The organism is Saccharopolyspora galaxeae (genome assembly GCF_016526145.1).
Classification (GTDB): Bacteria; Actinomycetota; Actinomycetes; order Mycobacteriales; family Pseudonocardiaceae; genus Saccharopolyspora_C; species Saccharopolyspora_C galaxeae.
The window spans coordinates 452,255-468,022 of the sequence record NZ_JADDUE010000001.1 but is presented as its reverse complement, the minus strand read 5'-3'; the positions used below and the strand labels follow the sequence as shown (position 1 = coordinate 468,022).

General features: G+C 70.8%; 9 protein-coding genes and 1 tRNA gene. 4 read left to right on the top strand and 6 right to left on the bottom strand.

Annotation, left to right across the window (positions count from 1 at the left end; translation table 11 throughout):
* Positions 1–53: 53 nt before the first annotated feature.
* Positions 54–1,574 (bottom strand): hypothetical protein, encoded by a 1,521-nt coding sequence (locus tag INP57_RS02140; protein WP_233626599.1) that lies wholly within the window; start codon positions 1,572–1,574, stop codon positions 54–56.
* A gap of 196 nt (positions 1,575–1,770) precedes the next feature.
* On the opposite strand from INP57_RS02140, the gene INP57_RS02135 reads away from it, so the two are divergent.
* The 3 genes from INP57_RS02135 to INP57_RS02125 all read left to right on the top strand — a co-directional run bounded on the left by INP57_RS02135 (position 1,771) and on the right by INP57_RS02125 (position 4,207).
* Positions 1,771–1,844, top strand: a tRNA-Thr gene (locus tag INP57_RS02135).
* Positions 1,845–2,401: 557 nt separating this feature from the next.
* Positions 2,402–3,241: a DUF4231 domain-containing protein gene (locus tag INP57_RS02130; RefSeq protein WP_200068270.1), complete on the top strand. Its 840-nt coding sequence runs from the start codon at positions 2,402–2,404 to the stop codon at positions 3,239–3,241.
* 165 nt (positions 3,242–3,406) lie between these two features.
* Positions 3,407–4,207 carry a hypothetical protein gene (locus INP57_RS02125; protein WP_200068269.1) on the top strand — a complete coding sequence of 267 codons (801 nt, stop codon included), beginning with the start codon at positions 3,407–3,409 and terminating at the stop codon, positions 4,205–4,207.
* A 72-nt stretch (positions 4,208–4,279) separates the two neighbouring features.
* Here INP57_RS02125 and INP57_RS02120 read toward each other — a convergent pair whose 3' ends face one another.
* From INP57_RS02120 to INP57_RS02100, 5 genes are all read right to left on the bottom strand, one after another.
* On the bottom strand, positions 4,280–5,530 hold the full coding sequence (locus INP57_RS02120) for a DNA polymerase III subunit delta' (RefSeq protein ID WP_200068268.1): 1,251 nt from the start codon (positions 5,528–5,530) through the stop codon (positions 4,280–4,282).
* A gap of 73 nt (positions 5,531–5,603) precedes the next feature.
* Positions 5,604–8,630 (bottom strand): type I DNA topoisomerase, encoded by a 3,027-nt coding sequence (topA, locus tag INP57_RS02115; protein ID WP_374220905.1) that lies wholly within the window; start codon positions 8,628–8,630, stop codon positions 5,604–5,606.
* 189 nt (positions 8,631–8,819) lie between these two features.
* Positions 8,820–9,404 carry a hypothetical protein gene (locus INP57_RS02110; protein ID WP_200068267.1) on the bottom strand — a complete coding sequence of 195 codons (585 nt, stop codon included), beginning with the start codon at positions 9,402–9,404 and terminating at the stop codon, positions 8,820–8,822.
* Between the two features lie 88 nt (positions 9,405–9,492).
* Positions 9,493–10,188, bottom strand: coding sequence for a hypothetical protein (locus INP57_RS02105; RefSeq protein WP_200068266.1), 696 nt, complete (start codon positions 10,186–10,188; stop codon positions 9,493–9,495).
* 225 nt (positions 10,189–10,413) lie between these two features.
* Entirely contained in the window at positions 10,414–12,726 is a 2,313-nt protein-coding gene (locus INP57_RS02100) for a sodium-translocating pyrophosphatase (protein WP_233626737.1), read from the bottom strand.
* Positions 12,727–13,298: 572 nt separating this feature from the next.
* On the opposite strand from INP57_RS02100, the gene sftH reads away from it, so the two are divergent.
* Positions 13,299–15,677 carry a DEAD/DEAH box helicase gene (gene sftH, locus INP57_RS02095; RefSeq protein ID WP_200068685.1) on the top strand — a complete coding sequence of 793 codons (2,379 nt, stop codon included), beginning with the start codon at positions 13,299–13,301 and terminating at the stop codon, positions 15,675–15,677.
* The last annotated feature ends 91 nt before the right edge of the window (positions 15,678–15,768 follow it).

The following is a 15,768-nucleotide window of genomic DNA, read 5'->3' as shown; positions in this document are numbered from 1 at the left end:
CTTCGTCGTGCCGGGCGGGCCGTCCCCGGATTCGGGGTGCGGGGACGGCGCCGCTAGTTCCTGCGGCGCGGGACCGCGGCGACCAGCACGCCGCCCAGCAGCAGGAGCCCGGCACCGGTCCAGAACAGCGGAATCGTGTAGTAGGCACCGCTGGTCTTCGCCAGCGGTGGCGCAGCAGCGCCCTCCGCGGGCGGGTCCGCAGGCGCGGGGAGCGGCTGCTGCCCGCACTGCACGCCGCCTTCGGGCGCACCGGCCTGCGCCGACTGCTCCCCGAACGAGATGTCGGCCAGCGCGGCACCGGGCATCCCCAGCGCATCGGCAGGCAGCACCTTCAGCTCGAACAACCGCGCATCGGCGCTGAGTTCGGTGCCGTCGGCCTGCTGCGTCAGCGATCCGAGGTTCAGCCGCAGCACCCCGAGGTCGAGCATCCGGCTGTTCAGCGCGTCGCCGACGACCGGCAGCCGATCCGATCCCGGCGGCATCCCGATCGGCAGGTCCTGCGTCGGGTGCGCCGCGTCGAGCACCGCCAATTCCCGGCCGCCCTGCGAGACCCGCAGCACCGGCGCCGAGTAGTCGACGCTGGAGGTCGCGGGATCGCCGGTGGCGGTGACCGTCAGCTTCGGCGCGCTGACCACGTCGACCCGCACCTCCTGCGGCGTCCCGGCGAGCAGCTGGACGCTGGCGAGCTGCATCTCGGAGGTGGACCGCACCGCCTTGCCCGCCGCGCCCGGCACGTCCACCAGCTCGATGCGGGAGTGCGCGCGGATCGACTGCGGCACGTTGAGCAGCGAGCCGTTGCCCGATTCGTCCGGCGCACCGCCGGAGAGCAGACCGCCGAGCGTGGCGCCCTTCCCGCCATCGAGCATCGCGCGCAGCTCGGCGGTCTTCGCCTGGGCCGAGCCCGGGTCGCTCGCCAGCCGGTCGAACTCCTGCGGGGTGTCCGGCATCGCGGGCAGCGCGTTGACCGCGGAAACGCTCGCGACCGAGGTGTCCGCATCGGAGATCGGGGACACGCACGGCCCCTGCAGCTCGTCCCACCTCGCGTGCGCACTCCCTTGCACCGCACCGAGTTTCAGCACCGAGTCGGCAGGCGACGGAGACGGCCCGAAGCCGGTCGCGGTCGGTTCGGGGTGGTCCGGCAGCGCCGTCTGGTTCACCGACACCCCGGGAACCTGGATCGGGTTGCCCGCGATCGCCGCACCGAACGGCGCGGCTTCCGCGACCGAGCGCTCCTGCGCCAGGTAAGTCCCCGAGTCCGCCTTCGCGGTGGCCAGCCCCATGCCGGCTTCCGCCACGGACTGGTTCGGCACCTGCTGTCCGTCGATGATCGAGTCCCCGGGCACGGTGCCCGGCAGCACCCGCACCACCCCGATGCCGGTGCCGGCTTCCGCCACGATCGGCCCCGGCGGCGGTACCGGCGGGCCGGAGGACGCGGGCGGCTGGTTCGGATCCTCGGGGATCGGAATGGGCGTCGTGGTGGTCTCCGCGAACGCGGCCGGCACGCTCAGCCCGGCGATGGCCAGCGACACCGTCGTGCAAGCGGCGAAGCGGCGCAGCGGTCGGTTCGATCGCATCGCGAAGACCTCCGTTGGTCGGATCGGTGACACGTATCACCGATCAGCACAACGATGCGCCCTGGCCGGGGTGACGGCCCGATTGCCGCGTGTGCACGTCCGCTCGCCGCTCGCGACCGCCTCCGAACCTCCCCTCCGTCGGAGCCCTCCCCTCCGTCGGAGCCGTCGCGTCGCCCCGCTACACTGGCCGCGCAACGCCGCCTTAGCTCAGTCGGACAGAGCGACGCACTCGTAATGCGTAGGTCGCGGGTTCGATTCCCGCAGGCGGCTCCGCGCACAGCCCCTTTCCGGCCTCCGGGAGGGGGCTGTTTCGCGTCCGGCTCGCCGTGGTGCGGTCCGGGCGACCGCAGGACCATGGACGGGTAGGCGTGAACGGCTTGATCAAGTTCCAAGTCGGAACAATCGGCAAGAAATTTCGTTCTGGATCGTTCCGCTTTTATTCGGAATTCCTAAATCGCACACAGCAGAAGTTCCAACACGAACAACCGCGGTGAACTCCACCGCAGCCACCGAGAACGCCGCTCGGCTCCGCCCCATAGCAGAGTCCGAACGCCGTCGTTCGCGCCCCACGTGATTGAGCCGTTCGGCGGCGCTGCCAAAGTGGGTCACCCCGATCCGGGGCAAGTAGGGACGGTGACGGACGGCTGGTGGCAACAGCTGTTATCACTGGCGGGTTTCGAAGTCGACATCTCGCGACCGACCTGCAGTGATCACACGGCGCCACCAGGTGTAGGCCGATCAGCCCAATCGACCTTCACCCTGATAGCCGATTGTCGCCGAACTTGGGGAGCTACTTCGATCACAGTGACGCCGGAAGGATCGATGTGATGGAGCGTTGGGACGCGGGCAACGGCACGGGCATCATCGGCGGCGGGGTCATCGCCGGAGAATCCCAGGCGCAGGACTGGGAACGACGCATCAGCGAGTTGTCCGAGCAGCTCTACCGGGCACGGCTGCTGCAACGCTTCCTGCTGCTCTGGGTCTATCCGGGCAACCTGGCCCTGTTCGGCATCTCCGCTGCCGGGATCAGCCTGCTCAATCCGCCCGTGGCGGCCACGGTCGCGGCAGTGGTGCTACCGATCGGCTCGGTCGCCGTCTCCGCCCGGACCGCTTACCGCCAGCATTTCAGGATGCGCTCGGTGGCCACCGAGCTGCGCGAGGTCGAACGGGCGCACCGCGAGCACCAGCTCGACGAGTGGAACTCCGGTGACCTGCTCGGGATGCGCAAGCGCTACCGGGCGGACCTGCCCGACGTGATCGAGCGCTACCGCGACGAAGCGGGCAGGCACCGCTGGAAGGACCAGTTCCTGCAGACCGTGGTGATCGTCGGCTCGATCGTCAGCGCCACGGTCACCGCCGCGGGCACTTCGGCCCCCAGTTTCCGCTGGGCAGCTGTTTGCGTCGGGCTGCTGGTGGCGGTCGCGGCCGCGTTCGGCGGTTACGCCAAGTACCGCGAGCGGGGCGTGAGCCTGCAGCAGACCGCCGATGTGCTGGAACGCGAATACCATTCGGTCGAATTGCGGGCCGGTCGGTACAGTAGGTTCGAGGACGAAACCGACGCCTACGCCGAATTCGCCGATACCGTGGAATCGTTGCGCGAGGAGCAGGCCAAGCGCCAACAGCACCTCAACCAATCCGTGGACATCACGTCCTTCGCCGGACAGTGATCGCGGGACCGTTCGGATCACTCGAAAGTGAGCGGATTCTGCCCCGTTCCACACACTGCGCGTAGATATTTTCCGAAGGTCGTGATCGCTGATTCGTGGTCGAACCCGGCTCCGTACTCTCCGCCCGGTGCACAGGTGAGCACCTGTGCGGAGAGGAGCAAGGCGATGAAACGCAGCCTGACCGCGGCGGCCGCCGCCGTGCTGACCGGGGCCGGCGTAGTCGGCTCCGCAGGGGCCGCCCTGGCCACCCCCCAATACCCGGCCGAACTGCCCGTGCAGAACGGGCTCGCGCAGACCGCCTTCCACGGCGCAGGCACGGTCCACGGCATCCAGAAGACCGTCGGCGACGTGGTCTCCGCACCCTCCGGGTTGGCGCAGCAGGCAGGCCAGCAGCGCGACGGCGGGCCCCTGGCGAGCACCTTCCAGAACGGCCCCTTGGCGAACAGCCTCGAGAACGGTCCCCTCAACGCGGCCTTCGACAACGGCCCGCTGGGCGGCTCCGCCGAGAAGGACGGCGCGCTCGGCGACCCGCTCGCCCCGTTCGACCACGCGACCACGCACCCGGTGCCGCGCAGTGCGCAGTCCCCGGCAGACGGTGCGCGCGCCGCCCAGCCCGCGTTCCCGCCGCGGGACATCGGCGACGCCGTCAACACGGCGGGCAACGCGATGGTCGACTTCGTCAACGCCCTCCCGCCCGAGGCGATGAACCAGCACGTCACCGCCGAGAACGGCAAGCCGGGCAAGCCCGGATCCGGCGGTCTCAGCGGCACCGACGGCCAGGCGGGCGGCAGCTCCGAAGCGATCAACGCCCCGACCACCAAGCCCGCCCCGCGCAGTGCGCAGCGCCCGCACCTGCTCGACCTCAGCAACGCCAACGGCATGCTCGGCAAGCCGCTGCAGCACGGCCTGGGGCACAGCTCGCTGGCCGAAGCGGTCAACGTCCCGCAGCAGACCCCGGCCGACTGACCGGCCGCCACTGACGCGGCCCCCGCACCCAGGGGAGGAGGGTGCGGGGGCCGTTTCACGTCCGCGGCGGCGTCAGCCCCGGTGCAAGGTGGCGGCCATCGCCTCCACGGCGATGATCGGCTTCACGTTGCGGCTCAGCGCCGTGCGGCACTCCAGCACCGCTTCCAGCCGCCGCAGCGCCGACTCCGAGCTCCACTCCGAAGCCGCGCGCACCACATCCGCCTCGTAGTCCGGATGGTTCAGCGGCGCGGCCGAACGCGACCGGGTCACCAGCACGTCCCGGTAGAACCCCGCCAAGTCCACCAGCGCCAGGTCCAGCGCGTCCCGCTGCGAACGGGTGGCCCGGGACTTCTGCCGCTTCTCCAGTTCGCGCAGCGCGGCGTTCGCGCCGCGGTTCGCCGCCGCGGTTCCCTTACCGGTACCGCCCGCTCCCATGGCGGTGCGCAGCTCGTCCTTCTCGGCTTCGTCGCGTTCCTCGTTGGCCGCTGCCGCCTCCGTCTCCGCGGACTTCACCAGCCCGCCGGCGGCGGTGAACACATCGGAGAACCGGCGCAGACCGGCCGGGACGCTGAGCACCTTCGCGCGCCGCTCCCGCGCATCGGAATCTGTCGCCAACCGCCGCGCACGGCCGATGTGTCCGCCGCACACGGACGCGGCCCAGGTGGCCATGGCGTCCTCGATGCCGTCCCGTTCGCGCAGCACCTCCGCGATCGCGGACGCCAGCGGAGTGCGCAGCTGCACGGCGCGGCACCGCGAGCGGATCGTCACCGGCACGTCCTCCGGGTGGTCCGAAGGCGCGCACAGCGCGAAAACCGTGCGGTCCGGAGGTTCTTCGACGGCCTTGAGCAGCGCGTTCGCCGCGCCTTCGGTCAGCCGGTCGGAATCCTCGATGAGCACGACCCGCCATTCCCCGGTGGTCGGGCGGCGAGCCGCGGCCTGCACGAGCTCGCGCATCTCGCGCACCGAGATCGTCAGACCCTCCGGCACGACCACGCGCACGTCCGCGTGCGTGCCGGACATGACCGTGCGGCAGGCGGAGCAGTGCCCGCAGCCCGGCAGGTCACCATCCGCGGCCGGGTCCGTGCACTGCAGTGCCGCCGCGAAGGCGCGAGCCGCCACCGAGCGGCCGGATCCGGGCGGTCCGGTGAACAACCACGCGTGGGTCATCGCCCCGGCCGGCGCCGGCTCACCCCGGATCTGCAACCGCGCGGCGCGGGCGGCTGCCAGCAGCGTGCGCACCGCGGCGGGCTGACCGACGATGTCCGCCCAGACGCCGGTGTCCGGCGGGACCTCGCCCTCGACCGGATCCGGGGACTCCTGCACAGGTCACCTCCGTGGCGTTCACCCGCACTGTACGAGGCGGCCACGACAGCGGACCGGGCGCACCCGGGGCGGTTCAGGACTGCGAAGACGCGGTTTCGTCGCTCTTCGCGGACTTGCTGCGGGCGCCGGTGCTGCGCGACGACGTGCTCTTCGAGCCGTTCGTCTTGGCTGTGGAGCTCTTCGATGCCGTGCTCTTGGCGGAGGTCCCCGACTTCGCCGACGTGCCCGACTTCGCCGACGTGCCGGACTTGGCGGTGCTCTTGCCGGACGTGCTCTTGGAGCCGCTCTTGGACGCCGTGCTCTTCGACGCGGAACTCTTCGACGCAGCGCTCTTGGCGGAGGTGCTCTTGGCTGAGGCGCTCTTGGCGGGGGCGCTCTTCGACGAGCTGCTCTTCGACTGCGCCGACTTCTTCTTCGGCGGAGCCTTCGCGCGGCGTTCCTGGATCAGTTCGGTCGCGCGGTCCATCGACAGCGACTCGACGTCATCGCCCTTGCGCAGCGAAGCGTTCGTCTCGCCGTCGGTGACGTACGGCCCGAACCGGCCGTCCTTGATCACCAGCGGCTTGCCGGTGTCCGGCTCATCGCCCAGTTCGCGCAGTGGAGCCGCCGCGGCCCGCCTGCCGCGCTGCTTCGGCTGCGCGTAGAGCTTCTTCGCCTCGTCCAGCGTGACCGTGAAGATCTGCTCCTCGGTCTCCAGCGACCGCGAATCGGTGCCGCGCTTCAAGTACGGCCCGTAGCGGCCGTTCTGCGCGGTGATCTCCTCGCCGGAGTCGGGATCGGTGCCGACCACCCGCGGCAGCGACAGCAGCTTCAGCGCGTCCTCGAGCGTCACGGTGTCCAGCGACATCGACTTGAGCAGGCTGCCGGTGCGCGGCTTGGACTTGTCGCCCTCGGGCAGCACCTCGGTGACGTACGGGCCGAAGCGGCCTTCCTTGGCCAGCACCTCGTGCCCCGACTCCGGATCGGTGCCGAGGCTGCGGCCCTCCATCGGCGTCGCGAACAGCTTCTCCGCGATCTGCGCGGTGAGCTCGTCCGGCGGCAGGTCGTCCGGCAGGTTCGCGCGCTGCGACTCGTCGTCGCCGAGCGGGCGCTCCAGGTACGGCCCGTACCTGCCGACCCGGACGTAGACCGTGCGGTCCTCGTCGTCGGTGAACATCGGGATCGAGTTCACCTCGCGGGCGTCGATCTGCTCCACGCTGGAACCGACCAGCTTCTTGAGCCCGCCGGCGCGGCCGATCGAGTCGTCCGGCCCGACCTCGCCGCCGAAGTAGAAGCCGGAAAGCCACTTCGTGCGCTGCTGGCGCCCCTCGGCGATGCGGTCCAGCTCGTCCTCCAGCGCGGCGGTGAAGTCGTAGTCCACCAGCCGGCCGAAGTGCTGTTCCATCAAGCCCACCACGGCGAACGCCACCCAGGACGGCACCAGCGCGGAGCCCTTCTTCCACACGTAGCCGCGTTCCTGCACGGTGCTGATGATCGAGGCGTAGGTGGACGGGCGGCCGATGCCGAGCTCTTCCAGCGCCTTGACCAGGCTGGCCTCGGTGTAGCGGGCGGGCGGATTGGTGCTGTGCCCGTCCGGCTCCAGTTCGGCGGCGGTGATCGGCTGGTCCTGCGCGAGCCGCGGCAGCCTGGACTCCGCGTCGTCGGCGACGCCGCCCGCCTCCGAGTCCACCGACTCGACGTAGGCCTTCAGGAAGCCGGGGAAGGTGATCGTGCGCCCGGATGCGGCGAACGTGCACTCCTCGCCGCCCGCGGCGGTGCCGGTGATGCGCACCGACAGCGTGGTGCCCTTCGCGTCGGCCATCTGCGAGGCGATGGTGCGCTGCCAGATCAGCTCGTAGAGCTTGAACCCGTCGGCGTCGAGCTCGTTGGCCACCTGGCCGGGCGTGCGGAAGGTGTCCCCGGCGGGCCGGATCGCCTCGTGCGCTTCCTGCGCGTTTTTGACCTTGCGGTTGTACTGCCGGGGTTGCGGCGAGAGGTGATCGTCGCCGTAGAGGTCCCGCGCCTGGTTGCGGGCCGCGCTCAGCGCCGTCTCGGACAGCGTGGTCGAGTCGGTCCGCATGTAGGTGATGTAGCCGTTCTCGTAGAGCCGCTGCGCGGTGCGCATCGTGCGGTCCGCGGAGAAGCGGAGCTTGCGGCTGGCCTCCTGCTGCAACGTGGAGGTCATGAACGGCGCGTAGGGGCGCCGCGTGTAGGGCTTCTCCTCGACGCTGGACACGCTCAGCTGCGCGTCGGCGAGCGCGCCCGCCAGGCGGCGCGCCTCCTGCTCGTCGAGCGGGCGCACATCGGCGTTGCGCAACCTGCCGTCCGAACCGAAGTCCCGTCCGGTGGCGATCTTCGCGCCGTCCACGCTGACCAGGCGGGCGCCGAAGCGGCGCGGATCGGCCTGCGCACCGGCATCCATGGTGGCCGAGATGTCCCAGTAGGAAGCGGGCACGAACTTGATGCGCTCCCGCTCGCGCTGCACCACGATCCGGGTCGCCACGGACTGCACCCGGCCCGCCGAGAGCTTCGGCATGACCTTCTTCCACAGCACCGGGCTGACCTCGTAGCCGTAGAGCCGGTCCAGGATGCGGCGCGTCTCCTGCGCGTCCACCAAGTCCTGGTCCAGGTCGCGCGGGTTCGCCGCGGCGGCCTGGATGGCGGACTCGGTGATCTCGTGGAACACCATCCGGCGCACCGGCACCTTCGGCTTGAGCGTTTCCATCAGGTGCCAGGCGATCGCTTCGCCCTCGCGGTCGCCGTCCGTGGCGAGGTAGAGCTCGTCGACTTCCTTCAGCGCGTCCTTGAGCTCGCTGACCGTGCTCTTCTTGTCCGCGGTCACCAGGTACAGCGGCTCGAAGTTGTTCTCCACGTCCACGCCGAGCCGCGCCCAGGACTGGCCCTTGTACTTCGCCGGGACGTCCGCGGCGCCGCGCGGCAGGTCCCGGATGTGCCCGCGGGAGGACTCCACCAGGAACTCGGAACCGAGGAACGAGGCGATCTTCTTGGCCTTGGCGGGGGACTCGACGATCACCAGCCGCCGACCACCGGCGCCCGCTCCGTTCGCGGACCCCGAAGCCCGGCCGTTGCCGTCCTGCTTCGCCCGTGTCGACCCAGCCACGCTTACCTGCTCTCTCCTCGCGAAGGCGTCCGATCCGCCAGTGTGCACCGGACGCGGTCCGATATGCCGCACCCAGGGACGCACAGCGTGGCACACCACACGCCGGTACTCGCGTCTTCCGTCCCGTACGAACGTATCGGGTGAGGAACGTGTTCCGTTGCGTGACCTGTCACTGCCTGCGGTGAAGCGTCACGAAACGAGTGGCCACGTGCGCTCGATCGCACCATCGGGTGTCGGGCCGACGAGTTCGGCGAGGCGTTCGATGCGGCGCCGCCCGGTGACGCGCAACGCCGGACCGCCGGCGCGCGGCCCGAGGCAGCGCGTCGGAAGTCCTGCCCTGGACAGCGCGGAGGTCAACGGCTCGTGCGTGTCCGGCGCGTGCGGATCCAGGCCGAGCAGGTAACCGCCGGGCACCGGGCGTCCCGCCGTGAGCGCCCAGATCCGCAGCGCGGCGCCGTCCGGGGCGAAATCGGCGGGCACCGACTTCATCGCGCCGCGCAGCCAATCGCGCGCGAGCTCGGTCAGGTCGGCGCGGAACGCGGTGCGCACCAGCGGGTGATCGGCTTCGGAGCGGTCGAGTTCGGCGCCGACCCCGCGCTCCTCGCAGGCACGCACCAGCGAGCGGGCGCGCCAGTCGTCGGCGACCACGACGGACAGCCGGGCGGCGGTGCCGCGGCCGAAGCCCACCGCCTGGCCCGGCCCGCACAGCATTCCCGCGAGATCGGCCACGCGGGGATGGCGGGCCTCCGCCGAGAAGAAGGACAGCTGGTCCACGATCCATGATCGTAGAACAGTCGTTCGAGCTTGACCAGTGGGTACGCCCGGTCGGGCTACTCGGGCCCGGCCGGGCGCACCGCGTCGATCAGCGCGGCGGTTGGGGCGCCGGCTGCTGCTGTTGCTGCTGTTGCTGCTGCATCTGCTGCTGTTGCTGGGCCTGCTGCTGAGCCTGCGCCGTCAGCTGCTGGCACTCCGGAGCCTGCGTCGCCGCCTGGTTCAGCTCCGCGTTCTTGGAGAACTGCTCGAACTGGGCGCTGAAGTCCAGCTGCTGCCCCTTCTTCAGCTCGTCCTGCACACCGGTCATGCCCGCGGTGAACGCCTGCTTGTCGTGCGAGTCGACCTGCTCGGCCTTGCCCTTGGCCGTGCTCAGGATGTCGCGCACCTGCGAGAACCCGTCGACGAAGGTGCCCGCGACCTGGTCGCCGCCCTTGATCGGAGACGGGCCGATCTGCTGCAGCCCGGTCACCGTCTGGTTCGCGGCCTGCTCGGCGGCGGTCATCTGGGCGACCGAGGAGTTCTTGAAGGCGTCGGTGTTGCTGCGATCCACCTGCGGCGCCTGCTGCTGCGACGCGGAGAAGCTGCCCACCAGGCCGCACAGCTTGCCGGTCCACGCCACGCCCTCGGCGCTGACCTTCGCCGGCTGGTTCGGGGCGGGCTGCTGTTGCTGCGGAGCCGGTGGCTGCTGCGGCGGCTGCTCCGGCGGCTGCGGTCCCTGCGAACAACCGGCCAGCGCCAGCGGGACGGCGGCGAGCACCGCGACGGAGGTCGAACGGATCTTCATGCGCATTCCCCTGGGGTTTGCTTCACCGTGCGCCCCGACTGTCCCGCACCCGCGGCCGCGACCGGCAGGCCGGGGGCGCACTGGACCTTCATCGCTGCGCACGGAACTGCGGACTCGTCGGAGAAGGATGTGCGGCGAGACAACGCACAAGCCGCCCACTTCACCCGTCAGCACCGAAAAAGGCGGAGCGCCCGGCCGCGCCGGACGCCCCGCCAGGACGGCTCGTCAGGCCGCGCCGTTGACGACCTTGCCCTCGTCGGCAGGCTCGTCGGCGATGGCCGTGCTGCGCCGCTTCGACGCCACGACCGCGCCCACGATCACCAGCGCCGCCACGACCGCGATCGCGATCTGCACCGGCCGCGAGGCCGAGTCGCCCATGGTCAGGGTGACCACCGCAGGCGCGATCAGCACCGAGACCAGGTTCATCACCTTGATCAGCGGGTTGATCGCCGGTCCAGCGGTGTCCTTGAACGGGTCGCCGACCGTGTCGCCGATGACCGTCGCCGAGTGCGCCTCGGAACCCTTGCCGCCGTGGTAGCCGTCCTCGACCAGCTTCTTCGAGTTGTCCCACGCACCGCCGGAGTTGGCCAGGAAGATCGCCATCAGGGTGCCGGCGGCGATCGCGCCCGCCAGGTAACCGGCCAGCGGACCGACGCCGAGCCCGAAGCCCACCGCGATCGGCGCCAGCACCGCCAGCAGACCGGGGGTGGCGAGCTCGCGCAGCGAGTCGCGGGTGCAGATGTCGACGACGCGGTGGTACTCCGGCCGGGTCGAACCGTCCATGATCCCCGGGTTGTCCTTGAACTGGCGCCGCACCTCGTAGACCACGGCGCCTGCCGCGCGGGACACCGCGTTGATCGCGAGCCCGGAGAACAGGAACACCACGGCCGCCCCGATCGCGATGCCGACCAGCACGTTGGGCGCGAACACCTGGTAGTCGGCCGCGCTGATCGCCTCTCCGACGTTGCGGGCGGCCTTCGTGATCGCGTCCTGGTACGACCCGAACAGCGCCGTCGCCGCCAGCACCGCGGTCGCGATGGCGATGCCCTTGGTGATGGCCTTGGTGGTGTTGCCCACCGCGTCCAGCTCGGTGAGGATCTTGGCACCCTCGCCCTCGAACTCGCCGGACATCTCCGCGATGCCCTGCGCGTTGTCGGCGACCGGCCCGAAGGTGTCCATCGCGACGATCACGCCGACCGTGGTCAGCAGTCCGCAGCCGGCCAGCGCGACCGCGAACAGCGCCACCGTCAACGTGCCCGAGAGCAGGAATGCACCGAGGACCGCCGCGCCGATCACCAGCGCGGTGTAGACGGCGGACTCGAACCCGACGGACAGGCCGGTGAGGATCACCGTGGCCGGGCCGGTCAGCGAGGACTTGCCGACGTCCTGCACCGGCCGGTGCTCGGTGGCGGTGAAGTAGCCGGTCAGCTTCAGGATCACCACGGCCAGCAGAATGCCGATGATCACCGCGGCGAGCGCGATCAGCGCCGGGTTGCCCGGGCTGTTGCTGATCTCCGGGGAGACCCCGGCCAACTGCGAGAACGACGTCGGCAGGTACAGCAGCGCGGCGATCGCGCACGCGACCGCGGAGATGCCCGCCGAGATGTAGAACGAGCGGTTGATCGCGGTCAGCGCGCTCTCGGCGGCCCGCGCCCTGGTGATGTAGACGCCGATGACCGCGGTGACCACGCCGATCGCGGGCACGATCAGCGGGAACAGCAGACCCTTCAGGCCGAACGCCGCGGTGCCCAGGATCAGCGAGGCCACCAGCGTGACCGCGTAGGACTCGAACAGGTCCGCCGCCATGCCCGCGCAGTCGCCGACGTTGTCGCCCACGTTGTCCGCGATGGTCGCGGCGTTGCGGGGGTCGTCCTCCGGGATGTCCTGCTCGACCTTGCCGACCAGGTCGGCACCCACGTCGGCGGCCTTGGTGAAGATGCCGCCGCCGACCCGCATGAACATCGCCAGCAGGGCGGCGCCGAAGCCGAAGCCCTCCAGCACCCGCGGTGCTTCACCGGCGTAGACCAGCACCACCAGGGACGCACCGAACAGGCCAAGGCCGACCGTGGTCATGCCGACCACACCGCCGGTGCGGAACGCCACCTTCATCGCCGTCTGCCTGCCCGCACCCGGGTCGTTCGAGGCCGCCGCGACCCGCACGTTCGCGCGGGTGGACAGCCACATCCCGAGGTAACCGATGGCCGCCGAGAACGCGGCACCGAACAGGAAGAAGATCGATCGGCCGATCCGCTCGGCGGCGCTGTCGGCGGGTAGCGCGAACAGCACCAGGAACACCACCACCGCGAACCCGGCGAGGGTGCGGAACTGGCGGTTGAGGTACGCGGCGGCACCTTCCTGGACCGCTCGGGAGATCTCCTGCATCTTGGCCGATCCCTGACCGGCCGCCAGCACCTCCTTGATCAGCACGTAGCCGAAGGCCAGCGCGGCCAGGGCGATGACCATGACGACACCGACCACGGCGTAGTCCGCGCCGCTGAGATCCAGACCGCCGCCGGGAGCGGCTTGCGCGAGGTTCATCTGCGTCGAGCTCGGTGGTGCAGTGCCCTGAGCGGCCCAACCTGGCTGGGCCGGCGTCAGCAGGGACATCCGTCCTCCTCGAATGTGCTCAGTGGCGCGCCGGAGAGGGCGGTGCTGCGTCCGCTCCGACGCTCGATACTTCCCCGCCGACGCCCGGCCCGCCGGGGGCCGCGCGCGACGAAGTCGTGGGCGGGGAGTCTATTCAGGCTCGAAGTGTCTTACTTCACCGTGTGATGCGTGCCTCGCATCGACGTGCGGATTCGTTATTTCATGATCGATACAGTGCGGCCTTGATCGCCCGTTCGGGCAAATCTTGACGTGGACCGAACGGGTGACTTCCGGTATCGCGTGTCGCTCGGGAGCTCCGTCCGGCGTGTCGCGCGCTCACCCGGTCGGCGCAACCACGCGAAGGGGACGAAGCCGCGCGCGCCGGCCGGACGAAACGACCGCGCTCAGCGAACGGCCCGCAGCCCGCGCAAGATCACTCGATCGAGATCATCACCGGGTATGCACACACGTGTGCGGTGCCGCGTGCGCCCTGTGCGAGGCTCGAAGACGTGAACGCAGCGCACATGGGTGCAGGCCAGGCGGACACCGGCCGGGACCGGGACGGCCGCGGGCGACGGCTGCTCGATCGCGCGCTGGCCGGAGTGCCTGCCGACGAGTCCCCGTTGCGCCACGTCGAGCAGACACCAGCACGCCCGGCCAAGCACGCGGATTGGCCGGACTGGGCGCCGGAACAGCTGGTGGCCGCGATGCGCGCCCGCGGCGCGGAGCTGCCGTGGTCGCACCAGACCGAAGGGGCCGAAGCGGCGCGGGCCGGTGAGCACGTCGTGGTGGCCACCGGCACCGCCTCCGGCAAGTCGATGATCTACCAGCTCCCGGTGCTCGCCGAGCTGCTGTCGGACGCGCGGAGCACCGCGCTGTACCTGTCTCCGACCAAGGCGCTCGGCGCCGACCAGCTCCGGGCGGTGGAGGAGCTTTGCGGTGAAGGGCTCGAAGGAGTGCGTGCGAGCTCCTACGACGGGGACACGCCCAAGGTCGAACGGGACTGGGTTCGCGCGCACGGTCGCTGGGTCTTCACGAACCCGGACATGCTCCACCACGGCGTGCTCACCCGGCACTCGCGATGGGCGCGGTTCTTCCGGAACCTCAAGTTCGTGGTGATCGACGAGTGCCACACCTACCGCGGCGTGTTCGGTTCCCACGTGGCACTGCTGCTGCGGCGGCTGCGGCGGATCGCCCGGTACTACGGGTCGGACCCGGTGTTCGTGCTGGCCTCGGCGACGGTGGCCGATCCCGGTGCGCTCGCCGAACGGCTCACCGGGGTGGAGTGCCACGCGATCAGCGAAGACGGTTCACCGCGGGGTTCGCGGACCGTCGCGTTGTGGGAACCGCCGTTGCTGGACGACTTGGCGGGCGAGAACGACGCGCCGGTGCGTCGCGCGGCCGGGACCGAGGCGGCGCGCATCCTGACCGAGCTGGTCATCGAGGGCGCGCGGACGCTGGCGTTCATCCGCTCGCGGCGCGGCGTCGAGCTGGCCGCGCTGTCCACCCGGCGCGCTCTGTCCGAAGTGGACCATGAACTCGCGGACAAGGTCGCCGCCTACCGCGGCGGTTACCTCCCCGAGGACCGGCGCTGGCTGGAACGGGCGTTGCTGTCCGGGGAACTGCTCGCGGTGGCGGCGACCAACGCCTTGGAACTGGGTGTGGACATCGCGGGGCTCGACGCCGTGGTGGTGGCCGGGTATCCGGGAACGCTGGCCTCGTTCTGGCAGCAGGCGGGCCGGGCCGGGCGGGATGGGGAGGACGCGCTGGTCATCTTCGTCGCGCGGGATGATCCGCTGGACACCTACCTGGTGCACAACCCGCCCGCGGTGCTGGACCGGCCGGTCGAATCGACGGTGCTGGATCCGGCGAACCCGTACGTGCTCGAACCGCACCTGGCTTGCGCCGCCGCGGAGCTGCCGCTGGACGAATCATCGTTCGAGATCTTCGGCGGGGCGCCCGCGCGGGCGGCGGTCGAGGCGCTGACCGACGAAGGTGTGCTGCGCAAACGGCCACGCGGCTGGTACTGGACCGCGAAGGATCGGCCGCACGGGGCGGTGGAGCTGCGCGGGTCAGGAGGCCAGCAGGTCGCGGTGGTGGAGGGCGACTCGGGGCGGATGCTGGGCACCGTCGACCCGGAATCGGCCTGCTCGATGGTGCATCCCGGTGCGGTGCACCTGCACCAGGGCCAGTCGTTCGTCGTCGACGAGCTCGACCTGGACAGCGGGCTGGCGCTGGTGCACTCGGAGAACCCGGAGTGGACCACTTCGCCGCGCGACGTCGTGGACATCTCGGTGCTGCGCACCGTGGAGGAACGGATGGTCGCCCCGGGGGTGACGGTCTGCCTCGGCGACGTGGAAGTCACCTCGCAGGTCGTCGGCTACCTGCGCAAACTGCCGTCCGGCGAGGTGCTCGACCAGGTGGCGCTGGAGCTTCCCGCGCGGAACCTGGTGACCCGCGCCGTCTGGTACACGATCTCCGACGAGTTGCTTACCGGCAGCGCGCCGGGGAGGGCCGGGCTGGACCCGGCACGCATCCCCGGCGCGCTGCACGCCGCCGAGCACGCGGCGATCGGCCTGCTGCCGCTGTTCGCGACCTGCGACCGGTGGGACATCGGTGGTGTCTCCACTGCCCGGCACGAACACACCGGACGAGCCACTGTGTTCGTGCACGACGGTCACCCGGGGGGTGCCGGCTTCGCCGACCGCGGCTATGCCGCGTTGTTCCCCTGGTTGGCCGCGACGCGGGAGGCGATCGTCTCCTGCGGGTGCCCGGCGGGGTGCCCGTCCTGCGTTCAGTCGCCGAAGTGCGGGAACGGCAACGAACCGCTGGACAAGGCGGGGGCGGTGGCTGTGCTCGACGTGCTCTCGACCGCGCACGGGGAAGCCGCTGGGCGGGGCTGAGACGACGGCGGCGGGTCGGGTGAGCGAGCGGGTTCGCCGGTCCCGCTCGCTCCCACCGCCGGACGTCTCATCGGGGGTGCCCCTGGACGGG

Bases quoted from the DNA above. Each gene is read 5' to 3' on its own strand.
- INP57_RS02140 (WP_233626599.1), bottom strand. From the start codon at position 1,574: ATGCGATCGAACCGACCGCTGCGCCGCTTCGCCGCTTGCACGACGGTG.
- INP57_RS02130 (WP_200068270.1), top strand. From the start codon at position 2,402: ATGGAGCGTTGGGACGCGGGCAACGGCACGGGCATCATCGGCGGCGGG.
- INP57_RS02125 (WP_200068269.1), top strand. From the start codon at position 3,407: ATGAAACGCAGCCTGACCGCGGCGGCCGCCGCCGTGCTGACCGGGGCC.
- INP57_RS02105 (WP_200068266.1), bottom strand. From the start codon at position 10,188: ATGAAGATCCGTTCGACCTCCGTCGCGGTGCTCGCCGCCGTCCCGCTG.
- INP57_RS02100 (WP_233626737.1), bottom strand. From the start codon at position 12,726: ATGAACCTCGCGCAAGCCGCTCCCGGCGGCGGTCTGGATCTCAGCGGC.
- sftH (WP_200068685.1), top strand. From the start codon at position 13,299: ATGGGTGCAGGCCAGGCGGACACCGGCCGGGACCGGGACGGCCGCGGG.